A 13,655-nucleotide genomic window follows, 5' to 3' on the forward strand; every position below is an offset into this window, starting at 1 on the left:
TCAGGCGAGGTCCCGCAGGTTGTCGACGACCGCCTCGGAGTACTCGCTGGTGGCGAGTTTCTCGCCGCCCTCGATCTGTCGCTCGATGTCGTAGGTGACCTTCCGGTCGACGATGGTCTGCTCGACGGCGTCCCGGACGAGGGTCGCGGCATCGTTCCAGCCCATGAACTCCAGCATGATGCGGCCCGACAGGATCATCGCGGTCGGGTTGACCTTGTCCTGGCCGGCGTACTTCGGCGCCGAGCCGTGGACGGGTTCGGCGAGCACGCGGCCGTCGCCGACGTTGGCGCCGGGCGCGATACCGAGCCCACCGATCTGGGCGCCACAGGCGTCCGAGAGGTAGTCGCCGTTGAGGTTCGGCAGCGCCAGCACGTCGTACTGGTCGGTGCGGGTGAGGACCTGCTGGAGCATGTTGTCGGCGATGCGGTCGTTGACGACGACCGCCTCGTCCGGCGGTTCGCCGTCGCGCTCCTCCCAGAGGGTGTCCTCGGTGATGACCTCCTCGCCGTACTCCTCCTCTGCGACCTCGTAGCCCCAGTCGCGGAAGGCGCCCTCGGTGAACTTCATGATGTTGCCCTTGTGGACCAGCGTCACCGAATCGCGGTCGTGTTCGAGGGCGTAGTCGATGGCCTTCCGGACCAGCCGCTTGGTGCCGAACTCGGTGATGGGCTTGACGCCGATGCCGACGGGGCCGTCGTGGATAGTCGAATCGAAACCCATCTCCTCCTCGACGAACTCCTTGACCTGCTGGACCTCGTCGGTGCCGGCCTCCCACTCGATGCCGGCGTAGACGTCCTCGGTGTTCTCCCGGAACGTGACCATGTCCATCTGCTCGGGTCGCTTCACCGGTGAGGGAACGCCGTCGAGGTGGTATGTCGGCCGGATGTTCGTGTAGAGGTCGAGTTTCTTCCGGAGCGCCACGTTGAGGCTGCGGAAGCCGGCGCCGACGGGCGTCGTCAGCGGTCCCTTGATGGAGACCTTGAACTCCTTGAGCGCCTCGATGGTGTCGTCGGGCAGGTTCTCGTCGTACTTCTCGCGGGCGGATTCGCCGGCGTAGACGCGCATCCAGTTGATCTCCCGGCCCGTCGCGTCGGCGGCCGCCTCCAGCACCGTCTGGGCGGCCGGACCGACGTCGACCCCGATACCGTCCCCGTGGATGATCGGAATTATCGGGTCGTCAGGCACGACGAGTTCGTCGTCACCCGATACCTCCACCTTCGAGCCCTCCGAAGGTACCTCGACTTTGTCGTATCCCATGGCGATTGCTTCTACCGGCCCCCTGAAAGGCGTACCGCTCTTTCCGCGAATTTCCCATTAACGACCGGTAAGGACTCGGTTTCCGTGGCTGTCAGGTTCTGTACCGAAGCGCAAACCGTAATCCGTCGCCGCCCGCAGCGAGCGTATGCGCGTCATCGCTCACGGCGGCGCCGGAACGCCGCCCGAGGAGTCGCAGGACAGACAGGCCGCGCTCGAGGCGGCCGTCGACGCGGGCACCGGCGCCGACGGCCCGACCGACGCCGTCGTCGAGACGGTTCGAGTCCTGGAGTCGGACCCGCGGTTCAACGCCGGCGTCGGCGGCGCCGTCCAGTCGGACGGCCACGTCCGAACCGACGCTGGCCTGATGACCGACGACCGCGAGGCCGGCGCCGCCTGCGGCATGCCGGGCGTCGAACACGCGATCGACGTCGCCCGCGCAGTCAAGGAGGAGACGCCGCACGTCCTCGTGGCCGGCGTTCACGCCGTCGACCTCGCGGCGGCCGTCGGCGTCGAGACCGGCGTCGACCTCCTGACCGACCGGACCCGAAAGCGGTGGGACGACCTCGACGAGTACCCGGAGGGCGACCAGCTGGCCCACGCCGAGTGGGTCACCGAGCGGTTCGGCGGCGACCCCGACTCGGGACTGGACGCCGGCGACCACGACACCGTCGGCGCCGTGGCGACCGACGGCGACCGGGTCGCTGCGGCCACCTCGACCGGCGGCCGGTGGCTGGCGCTCGCGGGCCGGGTCGGCGACGTGCCGCAGGTCGGATCGGGCTTCTACTGTGCGCCGGCCGGCGGCGCCTCCGCGACCGGCGCCGGCGAGGACATCGCCCGGACGACCCTCTCGCGGCGCGCGGTCGACCGCCTCGCCGACGGCGTGGACGCCGACGCGGCCGCCGAGACCGCAATCGAGGAGTTCGGCGACCTCGTGGCGGGGTCCGCCGGCGTGATCCTCCTGACCCCGGACGGCGACGCCGGCGCGGCGTTCAACAGCGACGCCATGCAGACCGTCGTCGCCGGCGACGTGTAGTTGGCCCGGACCGCCGAAACGATTTGTCCGGCCGGCCCCTCTGCCGACCATGTCGACGGTCAGCGACACCTACATCGAGAACCGCCAGCGGGTCCAGCCGACCGACACCAACAACTACGCCTCGGCGCACGGCGGCAACGTCGTCAAGTGGATGGACGAGGTCGGCGCGATGTCGGCGATGCGACACGCGGGCGAGACCTGCGTGACCGCCCGCATCGAGGGGCTGGACTTCGAGCGGCCGGTCCCGCAGGGCGACATCTGCGTCGTCGAGTCCTACGTCTACGAGGCGGGCCGGACGAGCGTCCGGGTTCGGCTCCGGGCCTACCGGGAGTCGCCCCGGTCGGGCGAACGAGAGCGGACGACCGACTCGTACTTCGTCTTCGTCGCCGTCGACGAGTCCAACACTCCCGTCGAGGTGCCGGAGTTGCAGGTCGGCACCGAGCGGTGCCGGCGGCTCCGCGAGGAGGCACTCGAGGGCGCGCCCGACGGGTAGCGGAGCGGGTCCGGGCGGGGGCCGGGCGTTCTTACAGCGCCGCGACCGCGTCCAGCGTGATGCGGATTGCCCGGCCGACGTTGTCCTTCGCCTTCTCGGGCAGTTCCTCGGCGTCGGTCTCGCCCTTCTGGGTGCCCTCGACGAGGTTGCCGTCGACGGTGCAGATGGCGCCGGCGTCCAGCCCCTTCCGACGGGCCAGCGCGAAGATGGCGGCGGCCTCCATCTCGACGCACAGCAGGCCAGCCTCGTTCCAGGCGGCGACGTGGTCGTCGGTCTCGGCGTAGAAGGCGTCGTCCGTCGCCACGGGGCCGACGTGAACCGGCGCCTCGCGGGTCTCCGCGGCCTCGACCAGCGCCGACAGCGTCCCGTAGTCCGGCACGGCGGGCACCGTGGCCGCCTCGTAGCGCTTGGTCGTGCCCTCGTCCTTGGCGGCGCCGGTGGCGACGACCATGTCGCCGATGTCGATGTCGGCCTGGAGCGCGCCGGTGGTGCCGACGCGGACGAACGTCTCGACGCCCACCGCGGCGAGTTCCTCGACGGCGATGGCCGCCGACGGCGAGCCGATGCCCGTCGAGCAGATCGTCAGCTCGCGGCCCTCGTAGACCGCGTTGACGACCTTGTACTCGCGGTTCTCGGCGACCGTCTCGCTGTCCTCGCAGTGGTCGGCGATGCGGTCGACGCGGCCGGGGTCGCCCGGCAGCAGCGCGACGTCGTGGAGGTCGCCCTCCTCGACCAGGAGGTGCGGCTGTTTGCCCATGGTCGGGCGTCGGGGGCGTCCCCCAAAAGTCAGTCGACGTTCGGCCGGTGCCGGTGAAACAGAGGGACGGAGGGGAGCTCCGAGGGGCGGGCGACGCGGTAGTCGGCGAGGTCGGCGGCCGACTCCTCGCCGACGAAGACCGTCCGGTAGCCCCGTTCGGCGGCCGGCCGGATGTCGTAGTCGACGTTGTCGCCGACCATGACGTACTCCTCGGCGCCGACGGCGTCGGTGACGGCGTCGAACGGCTCGTCGGCCGGCTTGAACGCCTCGACGTCGTCGGCACAGACCACGCTGTCGACGCGGTCGTCGAGACCGAACGCCGACAGTTTCCGCCGCTGGACGGGTCCGTAGCCGTTCGTCACGACGCCGACGTTCTCCAGCGACGAAAGCAGTTCGCCCACGCCCTCGGGGACGTGGGTGGCCTCCAGTTCCGCCTCGACGTACATCGAGGCGAACCGCTCGGGGTCGACGTCGAGACCGGCCTCGCGGGCGGCGCGGGCCGCGCCGACGTAGGGGCTCTCCTCGAACTCGACGAACGTCTCGACGTAGCCGGGACCGATGGCCTCCGTGGCCGCCTCGGTCGGTTCGACGCCCGCCTTCCGGCAGGCGTTCCGGAAGATGCCCGGCACCTCCGGCTCGTAGGTGACGAGCGTCTCGTCGAGGTCGAAGAGGTACCCGGTGGTCACGGCTACCGGTAGGGAGCGCGCGAAATAAACCCTTTCGCCGGTCTATGCCGGTCGTTCCGGATGTTCGTCGGCCGGCGGGGACCGAATCGGGCTACAGCGACACCACCTGGTAGATGGCGACCACGGCGACCAGCAGGCCGACCCCGTAGACGGTCGCCGAGACGGCCCACTGGCGGCGGACCGTCCCCGGGCGCGTCTCGTAGGCGTTGCCCCCGAACCGGGGGAAGACGACCCACGAGAAGAAGCCGTACAGGAAGCAGACGACGAGGGCGGCCGCGAGAATCTCGGAGACGCTCGTCACGCCGGCCACCCGGAGTTCGACGCCGATGCCGAGCGGCGCCCGTGCCGCCTCGTAGGCGAGGTTCAGCGCCTCGAAGAGGACGCCGGCGAGCATGCCGGCCGCCAGATGGGCCGCGTCGGCCGCCGAGCGGGGCACCTCGTTGGGCGGCTCGCCCCACAGCGCCGAACCCGCGACGTACGGCGGCACGTAGCCGTAGGACTGCCGCCACATCACCACGGTCATGAGGAGCGTCGCCGCCAGTCCCGCGACCGCGGCGACCGCGAGTCGGACGCCCGGCCCGACGGTCGCCCCGCCGGCGGCGTGGAGCGGAATCACGACAGCACACCCTCCACTCGCTCCCAGGAGAGGTCGGGCCGGGGCCCCCGCTCGCTGGCCGCCACGGCACCGCAGGCGTTGGCGACGGCCAGCGCCCGCTCGGGCCCCTCGTCGTCGAGCCACGCGGCCAGGAAGCCGGCCGCGAAGGCGTCGCCGGCACCCGTCGAGTCCACCGACGGCAGGCCGTAGCCGCCGTGGTCGAACCGGCCCTCGGGACACGCCAGGGTCGCGCCGCGCTCGCCGTGTTTGGTCACCTTCCAGGGCACGGAAGCGTGGACCTCGGCGGCCTCCCGGTCGGTGACGAACAGCAGGTCGACCCGCTCTACGACCTCGCCGTACTCCCGGTCGGCGAGACGGCGTCCGGGGTCGAAACTGACCGGCAGGCCGTGGTCGGCCGCCGCTGCCGCCAGGCGAGCGGCCGTCCCCGGCGACTGCCCGGTCAGGTGGAGCGCGTCTGCGTCGGCGAGTGCCGACGCGGGCACGTCGGCCCCCGAGATCGCCTCGTTCGCGCCCTCCGTGCCGAGAACCGCCACCTCGCCATCGTCGTCGACGAGGAGGTACTTCCGCGTCGTCTCGGCGCCCTCGACGGTCTTCAGCCGGGTCTCGACGCCGATCTCCCGGAGGGTCGCTTCGACCGTGCTGCCGGGGTCGTCGGCGCCGACGCTGCCGAACAGGCGGGCCTCCCGCGACAGCATGGCGAGGGCGGCGGCGACGTTGGCCGCGCTGCCGCCGCCGGCCTCCCGCCGCTCGTGGACCCGGGCCTCGTCGTCCGGTCCCGGCAGTCGGTCCACACGGAGGGTGACGTCCCAGTTGACGTGCCCGACGCAGACGACGCGCATACCACCGTCTCCGCGCCGGGCGATTATAAGCGCGGTGCAAGCGCCAGGCAGTGCCCGAACCTACACGCAGATAGGATTATCTCCTCTCCGAGCATACTGGTACCATGGATGTATCGATAGTTATACTTGTCATCATCTCCGCATTCGTCGGAACGCAGGCCCTCTATCTCGGTGGCGGGCTCCTCCTCGACTGGCTGTTGATATTCGGAGCGCGCCACGACGTGCGGACGCCGGCGACCGACCCGGACGAACCGGTCAGCGTCCTCGTCGCGCTGTACCGGGAGCCGCGGTCGGTGCTCGAGGAGACGCTTTCGAGTCTGGCCGGACAGGACTACCCCCTCGACCGCATCGAAGTCGTCCTGGTTCACGAGGCCGACGACCCGATTGTGACGGACTACGTCGACGACCTCGTCGCCTCGGACGACCGGGAGTGGGAGCTTTCGGCCTTCGCGGCCGATTCGACCGACGAGGAACTCCACGCACGACTCGTCGACGACTGGCCGTTGCTCACCGGCAAGCCGCTGACCCGGACCAAGGGGCTGGCGCTGACCAGCGCGCTGCACTCCCTGCCGTTCGACGACGACCGCATCGTCACGGTGTTCGACGCCGACACCGTGGTCGATCCGGGCCTCTTCGCGCTGGCGGTGGCGGGTCTCGAGGAGTACGACGTCGTCCAGGCGAAACAGACCGTCCGGAACATCGAGGACGGCATCCTCCCGAAACTGGAGTCGATGGGGATGGCCGCCTGGTCGCACGTCGTCTACCCCCGAACCGCACGGGGACCGTACCAGTTGCTCGGCAAGGGGTACTTCATGCGGGCCGGGACGTTGCGCTCGCTCCGCGGGTGGGAGCCCAACGAGATCACGGAGGACATGTCCCTCGGCGTCGCCGCCTACCAGGCCGGCCTGCGGCTCGGCGTCCTCGATTCGTACGTGCAGGACCTCTGTCCGAGCGACATCGACGACTGGGTGACCCAGAAACGGCGGTGGCTCGGCGGCCCGTACCGCATCCTCGCCAGACAGCCCCTGAGCCCGGCCGACAAACTCCGGCTGATGGGCGTGACGATGCTCAACCAGGCCATGACCGTCAACACGGTGCTTGGACTGCCGGCCGGCGTCGCCGTGTTCGCGCTCGTCGTCTTCGGGTACGACCTCCCGCTGTGGGTGGACGTCCTCGCCACCGTCAACCTCGTCAACTGGGCCGTTTACTCGGCACTGGGCTACCGCGCCACCCGCGACGCGGTTCGCTTCGAGAGCGCGAGACAGAAGGTCGGCTACTACCTGCTGTCGAACCCGCTCACGCAGTCGGTGTACGCGCTCGTCTGGACCGTCCCGCTCGCGCTGGCGGTCTACGACGAACTCCGCGGTGCCCCGCCGGTGTTCGAGGTGACGCCGAAGGCGGAGTGACGGACCGCCACACCGGGACCTTCGGCTACACGATGGCGAACAGGACGACGTTGTGGGCGCCGGGACCCAGACCGACCGCCGCGACGAGGCCGAGCAGGGGATACCCCTCCCGCGGGTCCTCGCGGACGTAGTCGTCGAAGGCCGCGACCACGACCGCGGCGACGAGCAGTTTCACGACGACGAACAGCCAGGCATCGCCCAGGATTTCGGGCGCCGGCAGCCCCGCCCCGAACTCGATGATGATACGCGACAGCGGGGTCTGCTCGCCGAACCCGAGGAGGTCGTAGCCGACGGCCGTCGAGACGCCGTCCAGCGCGTGGCCGAAGACGGCCACCAGGCCGACCGCGCCGGTCGCCCGGCCGGCGTCGAGGCGGCGGAGCACGCCCCACACTGCCGCCGTCGCCACCGCCGCGCCGAGGAGGATGGCCACGGAGTACCCGACTGCGGTGACACCGAGGGTCGGCGCCGTCGCCGCGGCCGCCGCCAGCGCGGCGAGAAGCAGCGCCGCCCCGGTCGCCGCCAGCGCGCCCGGAGCCGTCGAGAGGCTCCACCCCTCCCCCGGCCGTCCGGCGACGGCCGCCAGCGCGAACCCGGCGGCAACGCCGACGGTGACGTAGACGGCGGGCGACCCGAACAGTGGCGCCACAGCGGACGGGACCCCCCCGGCCTGGAACAGCGCGTACAGCGCGCCGCCGGCGGCCATCCAGGGCGCCAGGGCGGCCACGACCGGGCCGGTGACCGGCGGGCGCCGCCGGTACAGCAGCGCGACGGCGACGCCGGCGGCGACCAGCAGGCCGACCAGGTACGGGAGGGCGGGCAGCGCGAACCCGGAGGGGAGTACCTGCACGCCTCGTCTACCGACTGGGCCGGTCGAAAGCGTTGCGGTCCCGCCTCGTGGCCCGGTCGGACGCGTCGCGGTCCCGCTCCGGGCGGCGAACGCAACCCATTTCATCCGACCGACCGAACGCGGAGCCATGAGTCCCGACCTCACCGCCGAGAAGTACGAGAAGCACCGCGAGGCCGGCGAAATCCTCGCGCAGGTCCGCGAGGAGGCCGCCGACCGCGTCGAGGTCGGCGCGAGTCACCTCGAGGTCGCGGAGTTCGCCGAGGACCGCATCCGCGACCTCGGCGGCGAACCCGCCTTCCCCGTCAACATCAGCATCGACGAGGAGGCCGCCCACGCCACGCCGACGCCCGGCGACGAGACCACCTTCGGCGAGGAGATGGTCAACCTCGACATCGGCGTCCACGTCGACGGCTGGCTGGCCGACACCGCGATCACCGTCGACCTCTCGGGCCACCGGGAACTCGCGGAAGCCTCCGAGGAAGCTCTGGAGGCCGCCCTGGAGGTCGTCGAGGCCGGCGTCGAGACGGGTGACATCGGGGCCGAAATCGAGAGCGTCATCGACGGCTACGGCTACAACCCGGTCGTCAACCTCACCGGCCACGGCCTCGGCCACTGGGAACAGCACACCGAACCCAACATCCCCAACCGGGCCGTCGAGCAGGGCGTCGAACTCGAGGTCGGCGACGTCGTCGCCATCGAACCGTTCGCCACCGACGGCGGCGGGAAGGTAAACGAGGGCGCCCACGAGGAGATCTACTCCTTGGAGCGGGAGGCCAGCGTCCGCAACCGGCAGGCACGCGAGGCGCTCGAACAGATCGTCGAACAGTTCAAGACGCTGCCCTTCGCCCGCCGGTGGCTCGACACCTCGCGGGCGGAGATGGCGCTGCGACGCCTCAAGCAGAACGACGTCGTCCACGGCTACCCGGTGCTGAAAGAGCAGGACGGATACCTCGTGAGCCAGAAGGAACACACCGTCATCGTCACCGAGGACGGCTGTGAAGTGACGACGCGGGCGCGGTAGGCGGCGCTTCCGCCGGCCGGCGCCGACTGGCCGTGTGACCGTTTCCGTCGACCCGTCCCGCTCAGGCGTTGTTCATCCGCGTCGAGGTCTCCGCTCCGCAGACTCTACACGTCGTCACGCGGTACGGCTCCCGGGAGAACTCCGCGTTCTCCTCCTTGCGGCTCTCCGTGCGGAGCTTGATGCTAACCTCGTGGGGCGTCTCGCGGCTACACGTCTCGCACTCCTCGGCCATCCGATCGTCGTCCATTCGGGTCGCCATTGTCACCCGTCGATAGCTACGAGATTCGCATAAAGACCGACTTCGGTTGAGCACTGTTTTGACCGTTCAAGCCCGCTCCGCGTCGAAAACGTTCAAACGCCGTCCACGGCCGATAGCGGAGCCGAGGTGCCGGTAGCTGCCGTCGTGAGAGGATCGTTTACGGCTGAACGGCCAAAAGATATAAATGCTAGAACGGAGGCAAACAGCGTTAACAGCCCCCGGTTCGACCGGGCCACATGGACCAGTTGTTCGCGCCGTGGCGCATCGAGTGGGTCGAACGGGACGGCAACGAGGACATCGACGGCTGCCCGTTCTGTGTCCTCCCCGAGCGCGAGGACGCCCGCGAGGCGAACGTCGTCGCCGAGTCCGACCGCGCCTACGTCCTCCTGAACAACTTCCCGTACAACCCCGGCCACGCGATGGTCATCCCGCGGACCCACACCGGCGAGTTCACCGCCCTCGACGACGAGACGCTGCTGGAACACGCCCGCCTCAAGCAGCGCACCATCGAGGCCTTCGAGGCCGGTCTCGGTCCCGACGGCGTCAACGCCGGGCTCAACCTCGGGGACGCCGCCGGTGGCTCAATCGACGACCACCTCCACACCCACCTCGTCCCCCGGTGGACCGGCGACACCAACTTCATGCCCGTCTGTGCGGACACGAAGGTCATCGTCGAGGCCGTCGAGGACACCTACGAGGCGCTCCACGACGCCTTCGCCACACAGGCGGGCGCGACCGTGGCCGAGAACGGCGCGGTCCGAATCGAGTTCTAGCTCCCGCCGAACGGGGCCGTTCGGTCGCTCTAATCCTATCACTTATCCGGGCGGTTCCGCTATGACGGACGATGAGCGACGCCGCGGTCGCGGAGACCGGCATCGAGACCGACACCGCGAGACGGGACTTCACCCGCGCCAGCGCCGTCAACGTCGTCGGCAACGTCGTGAAAATCCTCGTCGAGGCGGCCGCGGGCCTGGCGTTCGGGTCCGTCGCGCTGCTGGCCGACGCCGCCCACTCCGTCGGCGACCTCGTCGCCAGTGCCGTCGTCCTCGCGTGGGGGCGCAGCGTCTACGCCGACCCCGACGACACCCACCCGCACGGCCACCAGCGCGTCGAACCGCTCGCGGCGCTGTTCGTCGGCACCGTCGTCGTCCTGCTGGGCCTGGAGTTGCTGTTCGAGTCCGCGCGCGGCCTCTTCGAGGGCCCGACCGTCACCTTCAGCCCGCTTCTGGTCGGCGCGCTCCTCTTTTCGATGGCCGACATGTACCTGCTGTACTGGTACACCACCCGCGTCAACGCGCGCCTGGAATCCTCGGCGCTCGCGGCGCTGGCCGTCGACTGCCGCAACGACATCTACACCTCCGTGGCGGCGCTGGTCGGCGTCCTCGGCGTCTTCTTCAGCTATCCCGTCCTCGACGCCGCCGCAGGCGCCATCGTCAGCCTGCTCGTCGTCTACCAGGGCGTCGAAATCGGCCGCGAGAACGTCTCGTACCTGATCGGCGCCGCTCCCTCCGAGGCCGAGCGCGAGCGCGTCGTCGACGCCATCCTCGAGCACCCGGCCGTCGAGGGCGTCCACGACATCGCCGTCTTCTACGACGGCACCGACCTCGAGGTCGAGGCCCACGTCGAGGTCGACGGCGCCCTGACGCTCGTGGAGGCCCACGACATCGAGTCCGAACTGGTCGAACGGCTCGAATCCATGGAGTCGGTCGGCGACGTCCACCTTCACCTCGACCCCGCCGGCATCGGCGAGTGGAAGGACGCCGATGGAACGTGAGGACACCCACCGGACCTGATGGGCCGGGGATCGCCGAGACGGGTGGCGTCGGCTGGCCGGTGTCACCCGTCGTTCTCGACCGCGTCGATTGCGCGGTCGTAGAGGTCCTCGCCTATCCAGAAACCAACCTGCCGGAGCGAGTCCAGTTCGGACTCGATATCGATCCGTCCTTGGTCGGCGGCTCGAAGGAGAACCCCGATGATCCCGGTGACCGGTAGCTCGTGACGGCGAGCCACCTGCCGTCCATCGCGTTCGTCGATCAGCACGAGGGAGGCGTCGCGTTCGATGGCGAGCGCGATCGCAGTTGATTCGCCGGCATCGAGACGGGAACGGAACTCCCGGACGAGGTCGTCGCGCGTCGGTTGTTCCACGCCCACGATGTCACTGTCGATGAACGTCTCCAGTGGTTCTCGTGCGTCCTCACCAGCCAGTAGCTCCTCCCGAACCGTTTCGGTGATGATGATCGAGTCGAACTGCGAACGGAAGAGGTCGAGCCGACCGATCAACGCGAGGTTGAGAAGCGGTGAGGTGTCGGCAACGACACCGTCATTCCCGGGCATACGCGATGTCGTCGTCCAACTCCTCGTCCGTGTAGTGGCGTTCTATCCCGCGCCGGCCGAGGAGTCGCTGAAACTCCCGCGAGGACATATCCGCGAGTTCTCGGGCCTTCCCGAAGGAGAGAATATCCTGCCGATAACAGGCCACGGCCAGTTCCCGACGGAGAACCAGTTCCCTTTCGTCTTCGGGGAGACGGAGAGCCTCGTAAACCTCGTCGGTTATCTCGATGTCCGCCATACGCGCAGTAGGGCGGAATGACAGTTAAGCGTTCGTCTCCCAGGGGGCTTAGGTCGGCTCGCCGAAGCAGTAGACGTTCTCGTTGGCGGTTATCTCGACCTCGAGGAAGTCGCCGACCTCGATGTCCTTCGACTCCGCGTCGGTGACGATGACCTGCCGGTAGGCGGGGTCGCGACACTTCACCGAGTCGCCGGTTCCCTCCTCGACGACCAGCACCTCGCGGGTGTCGCCGACCATCGCGGCGTGGGCCTCCCGACAGACGTCCATCTTCAGGTCCGTCATCGCCTTCGAGCGCTCCTTCTTGACCGTCCCGCCGAGGCCCTTCATCTCGGCGGCGTCGGTTCCGGGCCGCTTCGAGAAGCGCGTGATGTTGATTCGCTCGGGACGGACCTCCTCGAGCAACGCCATCGATTGCTCGTGGTCGGCCTCGTCCTCGGTCGGGAAGCCGACGATGAAGTCCGTCGACAGCGTCCAGTGGTCCAGCCGCTCGTCGAAGGCGTCGACGACCTCGCGGAACTTCTCGACGCGGTGCTGGCGGCGCATGTCCTCAAGGACGGCGTCGCTGCCGGACTGCACCGGCGCGTGGACGAAGTCGTACAGCTTCTCGTTTTCGGCGAACACCTCGGCCAACTCCTCGTGGATGCCGTGGACGCCGCCGGGATTCGCCATCCCGAGCCGGACCCGGAACTCGCCCTCGATGTCGCAGATGCGGTCCAGCAGTTCGGGGAGCTTCCGCTCGCCGGTGTCCCAGCCGTAGACACCGGTGTCCTGGCCGGTGATACGTATCTCCTTCGCGCCCGCGTGGACCAGCGCCCGCGCCTTCTCGACGTTCTCCTCGATTGGCGGGGAGTCGACCCGGCCGGTGGCGAACTTCGTGATGCAGTACGAGCAGTTGCTCATACAGCCGCGGGCGATGGGGAGGATGCCGACGACGCCGTCCAGAATCGGTTCGGCGTCCGGCGTCGTCGTCGGACACTCCCCGTTCGTGACGGCCTCGGGGACGTCCTCCCAGTGGAGTACCCGGACATCGAGGTCGGCGAACTGCTCGCCCTGCGCCAGCGCCATACAGCCGGTGACGATGAGGTCGGCCGTCTCGTCGGCCAACTCCTCGGCGCGGCGCAGCATGTTGCGCTCGGTCTTCTCGACGACGGTGCAGGTGTTGAGGATGGCCACGTCCGCCTCGTCGGGGCCGTCGACCCGGTAGTGGCCGGCGTCGCGGAGCTTTCGCTCGATCTGCCGGCTCTCACCCCGGTTGGACGTACAGCCGTACGTCTCGATGTGGTACGTGGCCATCGGCGTGCCGGAACCAGTCGCTACGGCGTCAAAAGGCCAGCGGAACGTAGGGAACGGTACGCGTGAGCACTCACCCGAGCACCAAATCTTATATTACTGTACTGACAACGTCTATTTATATAGAGAGCACATGATACGAACGTTCCGGGAGTTCGTGACGGCTCACAACTGGGCATACGCGGTACCAGCGGGACTCGTCTCCGCGGCGTACGTTTTTTATAACAGTCCGGGAGGAGGGACGTTCTATTTTGGAATCGTTTTCTGGGCCGGGCTACTCGGTGGACTGCTGACGCTTGCGGAGTCGAGCGGAACGTGGCGTATCGGGTTTCGAACCGGATCGATCGGAGCACTGCCGGCGCTGCAGCCCGTCGTTTCCGTAGCCGGTACTCTTCCGGGGTTCGATCTACCCGCGATTACGACGACTTTACACGGTGTGTTACTGATCGTATTCGGAGCTATCAGCGTTCTGTTGGTCGGTGCACTCGGGGCCATCGGTGCCAAAGCCGGAGGATGGCTCTCCCGCAAGATCGAACCCGGAACGAACCCGATAGACCCCTCGGTCTGAACCGACACGCCGGA

The 13,655-nt window shown here is 69.0% G+C and carries 17 protein-coding genes; 7 read left to right on the forward strand and 10 right to left on the reverse strand.

Features of this window, described 5'->3' with window-relative positions:
- Complete coding sequence (gene icd / locus NLF94_RS06025) at window positions 1–1,257, reverse strand: isocitrate dehydrogenase (NADP(+)) (RefSeq protein ID WP_254840565.1); 1,257 nt, start codon at window positions 1,255–1,257, stop codon at window positions 1–3.
- 145 nt (window positions 1,258–1,402) lie between these two features.
- Here icd and NLF94_RS06030 point away from each other — a divergent pair, with 145 nt between their 5' ends.
- Window positions 1,403–2,290: an isoaspartyl peptidase/L-asparaginase gene (locus NLF94_RS06030; protein WP_254840566.1), complete on the forward strand. Its 888-nt coding sequence runs from the start codon at window positions 1,403–1,405 to the stop codon at window positions 2,288–2,290.
- A 49-nt stretch (window positions 2,291–2,339) separates the two neighbouring features.
- Entirely contained in the window at window positions 2,340–2,783 is a 444-nt protein-coding gene (locus tag NLF94_RS06035; RefSeq protein ID WP_254840567.1) for an acyl-CoA thioesterase, read from the forward strand.
- 31 nt (window positions 2,784–2,814) lie between these two features.
- Here the strand turns inward: NLF94_RS06035 and NLF94_RS06040 are convergent, their stop codons facing one another.
- The 4 genes from NLF94_RS06040 to NLF94_RS06055 all read right to left on the reverse strand — a co-directional run bounded on the left by NLF94_RS06040 (window position 2,815) and on the right by NLF94_RS06055 (window position 5,681).
- Complete coding sequence (locus NLF94_RS06040) at window positions 2,815–3,540, reverse strand: guanosine phosphorylase (RefSeq protein ID WP_254840568.1); 726 nt, start codon at window positions 3,538–3,540, stop codon at window positions 2,815–2,817.
- A gap of 29 nt (window positions 3,541–3,569) precedes the next feature.
- Window positions 3,570–4,226, reverse strand: coding sequence for an HAD family hydrolase (locus NLF94_RS06045; protein WP_254840569.1), 657 nt, complete (start codon window positions 4,224–4,226; stop codon window positions 3,570–3,572).
- A 91-nt stretch (window positions 4,227–4,317) separates the two neighbouring features.
- A complete protein-coding gene (locus NLF94_RS06050; protein WP_254840570.1) occupies window positions 4,318–4,842 on the reverse strand; it encodes a hypothetical protein in 525 nt (174 codons plus the stop codon).
- Window positions 4,839–5,681 carry an ATP-dependent ribose-1-phosphate kinase gene (locus NLF94_RS06055; protein ID WP_254840571.1) on the reverse strand — a complete coding sequence of 281 codons (843 nt, stop codon included), beginning with the start codon at window positions 5,679–5,681 and terminating at the stop codon, window positions 4,839–4,841. Before NLF94_RS06055 ends, NLF94_RS06050 begins: the two co-directional genes overlap by 4 nt.
- Before the next feature lie 104 nt (window positions 5,682–5,785).
- Between NLF94_RS06055 and NLF94_RS06060 the strand changes: the two genes are divergently transcribed.
- A complete protein-coding gene (locus NLF94_RS06060) occupies window positions 5,786–7,087 on the forward strand; it encodes a glycosyltransferase family 2 protein (RefSeq protein ID WP_254840572.1) in 1,302 nt (433 codons plus the stop codon).
- Window positions 7,088–7,112: 25 nt separating this feature from the next.
- On the opposite strand, the gene NLF94_RS06065 is transcribed toward NLF94_RS06060, so the two are convergent.
- Window positions 7,113–7,934 (reverse strand): DUF63 family protein, encoded by an 822-nt coding sequence (locus NLF94_RS06065; protein ID WP_254840573.1) that lies wholly within the window; start codon window positions 7,932–7,934, stop codon window positions 7,113–7,115.
- Window positions 7,935–8,061: 127 nt separating this feature from the next.
- On the opposite strand from NLF94_RS06065, the gene map reads away from it, so the two are divergent.
- Window positions 8,062–8,955: a type II methionyl aminopeptidase gene (map, locus tag NLF94_RS06070; protein WP_254840574.1), complete on the forward strand. Its 894-nt coding sequence runs from the start codon at window positions 8,062–8,064 to the stop codon at window positions 8,953–8,955.
- A gap of 61 nt (window positions 8,956–9,016) precedes the next feature.
- Here map and NLF94_RS06075 read toward each other — a convergent pair whose 3' ends face one another.
- Complete coding sequence (locus NLF94_RS06075; RefSeq protein WP_254840575.1) at window positions 9,017–9,214, reverse strand: DUF7835 family putative zinc beta-ribbon protein; 198 nt, start codon at window positions 9,212–9,214, stop codon at window positions 9,017–9,019.
- A 236-nt stretch (window positions 9,215–9,450) separates the two neighbouring features.
- Here NLF94_RS06075 and NLF94_RS06080 point away from each other — a divergent pair, with 236 nt between their 5' ends.
- Together NLF94_RS06080 and NLF94_RS06085 are read left to right on the forward strand one after the other, a co-directional pair.
- Window positions 9,451–9,987, forward strand: coding sequence for an HIT family protein (locus NLF94_RS06080; protein WP_254840576.1), 537 nt, complete (start codon window positions 9,451–9,453; stop codon window positions 9,985–9,987).
- 71 nt (window positions 9,988–10,058) lie between these two features.
- Window positions 10,059–10,988 (forward strand): cation diffusion facilitator family transporter, encoded by a 930-nt coding sequence (locus NLF94_RS06085; RefSeq protein WP_254840577.1) that lies wholly within the window; start codon window positions 10,059–10,061, stop codon window positions 10,986–10,988.
- 62 nt (window positions 10,989–11,050) lie between these two features.
- Here the strand turns inward: NLF94_RS06085 and NLF94_RS06090 are convergent, their stop codons facing one another.
- From NLF94_RS06090 to NLF94_RS06100, 3 genes are read right to left on the reverse strand one after another with little or no spacing between them, the layout of a single operon-like run.
- A complete protein-coding gene (locus NLF94_RS06090) occupies window positions 11,051–11,548 on the reverse strand; it encodes a PIN domain-containing protein (RefSeq protein WP_254840578.1) in 498 nt (165 codons plus the stop codon).
- Window positions 11,535–11,783, reverse strand: coding sequence for a UPF0175 family protein (locus tag NLF94_RS06095; protein ID WP_254840579.1), 249 nt, complete (start codon window positions 11,781–11,783; stop codon window positions 11,535–11,537). Before NLF94_RS06095 ends, NLF94_RS06090 begins: the two co-directional genes overlap by 14 nt.
- A gap of 48 nt (window positions 11,784–11,831) precedes the next feature.
- Window positions 11,832–13,076 carry a tRNA (N(6)-L-threonylcarbamoyladenosine(37)-C(2))-methylthiotransferase gene (locus NLF94_RS06100; RefSeq protein ID WP_254840580.1) on the reverse strand — a complete coding sequence of 415 codons (1,245 nt, stop codon included), beginning with the start codon at window positions 13,074–13,076 and terminating at the stop codon, window positions 11,832–11,834.
- A 130-nt stretch (window positions 13,077–13,206) separates the two neighbouring features.
- Between NLF94_RS06100 and NLF94_RS06105 the strand changes: the two genes are divergently transcribed.
- Window positions 13,207–13,641, forward strand: coding sequence for a DUF5518 domain-containing protein (locus NLF94_RS06105; protein ID WP_254840581.1), 435 nt, complete (start codon window positions 13,207–13,209; stop codon window positions 13,639–13,641).
- The last annotated feature ends 14 nt before the right edge of the window (window positions 13,642–13,655 follow it).

Origin of the sequence: Natronomonas marina (assembly GCF_024298905.1) — an archaeon.
Lineage (GTDB): Archaea > Halobacteriota > Halobacteria > Halobacteriales > Haloarculaceae > Natronomonas > Natronomonas marina.

Bases quoted from the DNA above. Each gene is read 5' to 3' on its own strand.
- icd (WP_254840565.1), bottom strand. From the start codon at position 1,257: ATGGGATACGACAAAGTCGAGGTACCTTCGGAGGGCTCGAAGGTGGAG.
- NLF94_RS06030 (WP_254840566.1), top strand. From the start codon at position 1,403: ATGCGCGTCATCGCTCACGGCGGCGCCGGAACGCCGCCCGAGGAGTCG.
- NLF94_RS06035 (WP_254840567.1), top strand. From the start codon at position 2,340: ATGTCGACGGTCAGCGACACCTACATCGAGAACCGCCAGCGGGTCCAG.
- NLF94_RS06040 (WP_254840568.1), bottom strand. From the start codon at position 3,540: ATGGGCAAACAGCCGCACCTCCTGGTCGAGGAGGGCGACCTCCACGAC.
- NLF94_RS06055 (WP_254840571.1), bottom strand. From the start codon at position 5,681: ATGCGCGTCGTCTGCGTCGGGCACGTCAACTGGGACGTCACCCTCCGT.
- NLF94_RS06060 (WP_254840572.1), top strand. From the start codon at position 5,786: ATGGATGTATCGATAGTTATACTTGTCATCATCTCCGCATTCGTCGGA.
- map (WP_254840574.1), top strand. From the start codon at position 8,062: ATGAGTCCCGACCTCACCGCCGAGAAGTACGAGAAGCACCGCGAGGCC.
- NLF94_RS06075 (WP_254840575.1), bottom strand. From the start codon at position 9,214: ATGGCGACCCGAATGGACGACGATCGGATGGCCGAGGAGTGCGAGACG.
- NLF94_RS06080 (WP_254840576.1), top strand. From the start codon at position 9,451: ATGGACCAGTTGTTCGCGCCGTGGCGCATCGAGTGGGTCGAACGGGAC.
- NLF94_RS06085 (WP_254840577.1), top strand. From the start codon at position 10,059: ATGAGCGACGCCGCGGTCGCGGAGACCGGCATCGAGACCGACACCGCG.
- NLF94_RS06090 (WP_254840578.1), bottom strand. From the start codon at position 11,548: ATGCCCGGGAATGACGGTGTCGTTGCCGACACCTCACCGCTTCTCAAC.
- NLF94_RS06095 (WP_254840579.1), bottom strand. From the start codon at position 11,783: ATGGCGGACATCGAGATAACCGACGAGGTTTACGAGGCTCTCCGTCTC.
- NLF94_RS06100 (WP_254840580.1), bottom strand. From the start codon at position 13,076: ATGGCCACGTACCACATCGAGACGTACGGCTGTACGTCCAACCGGGGT.
- NLF94_RS06105 (WP_254840581.1), top strand. From the start codon at position 13,207: ATGATACGAACGTTCCGGGAGTTCGTGACGGCTCACAACTGGGCATAC.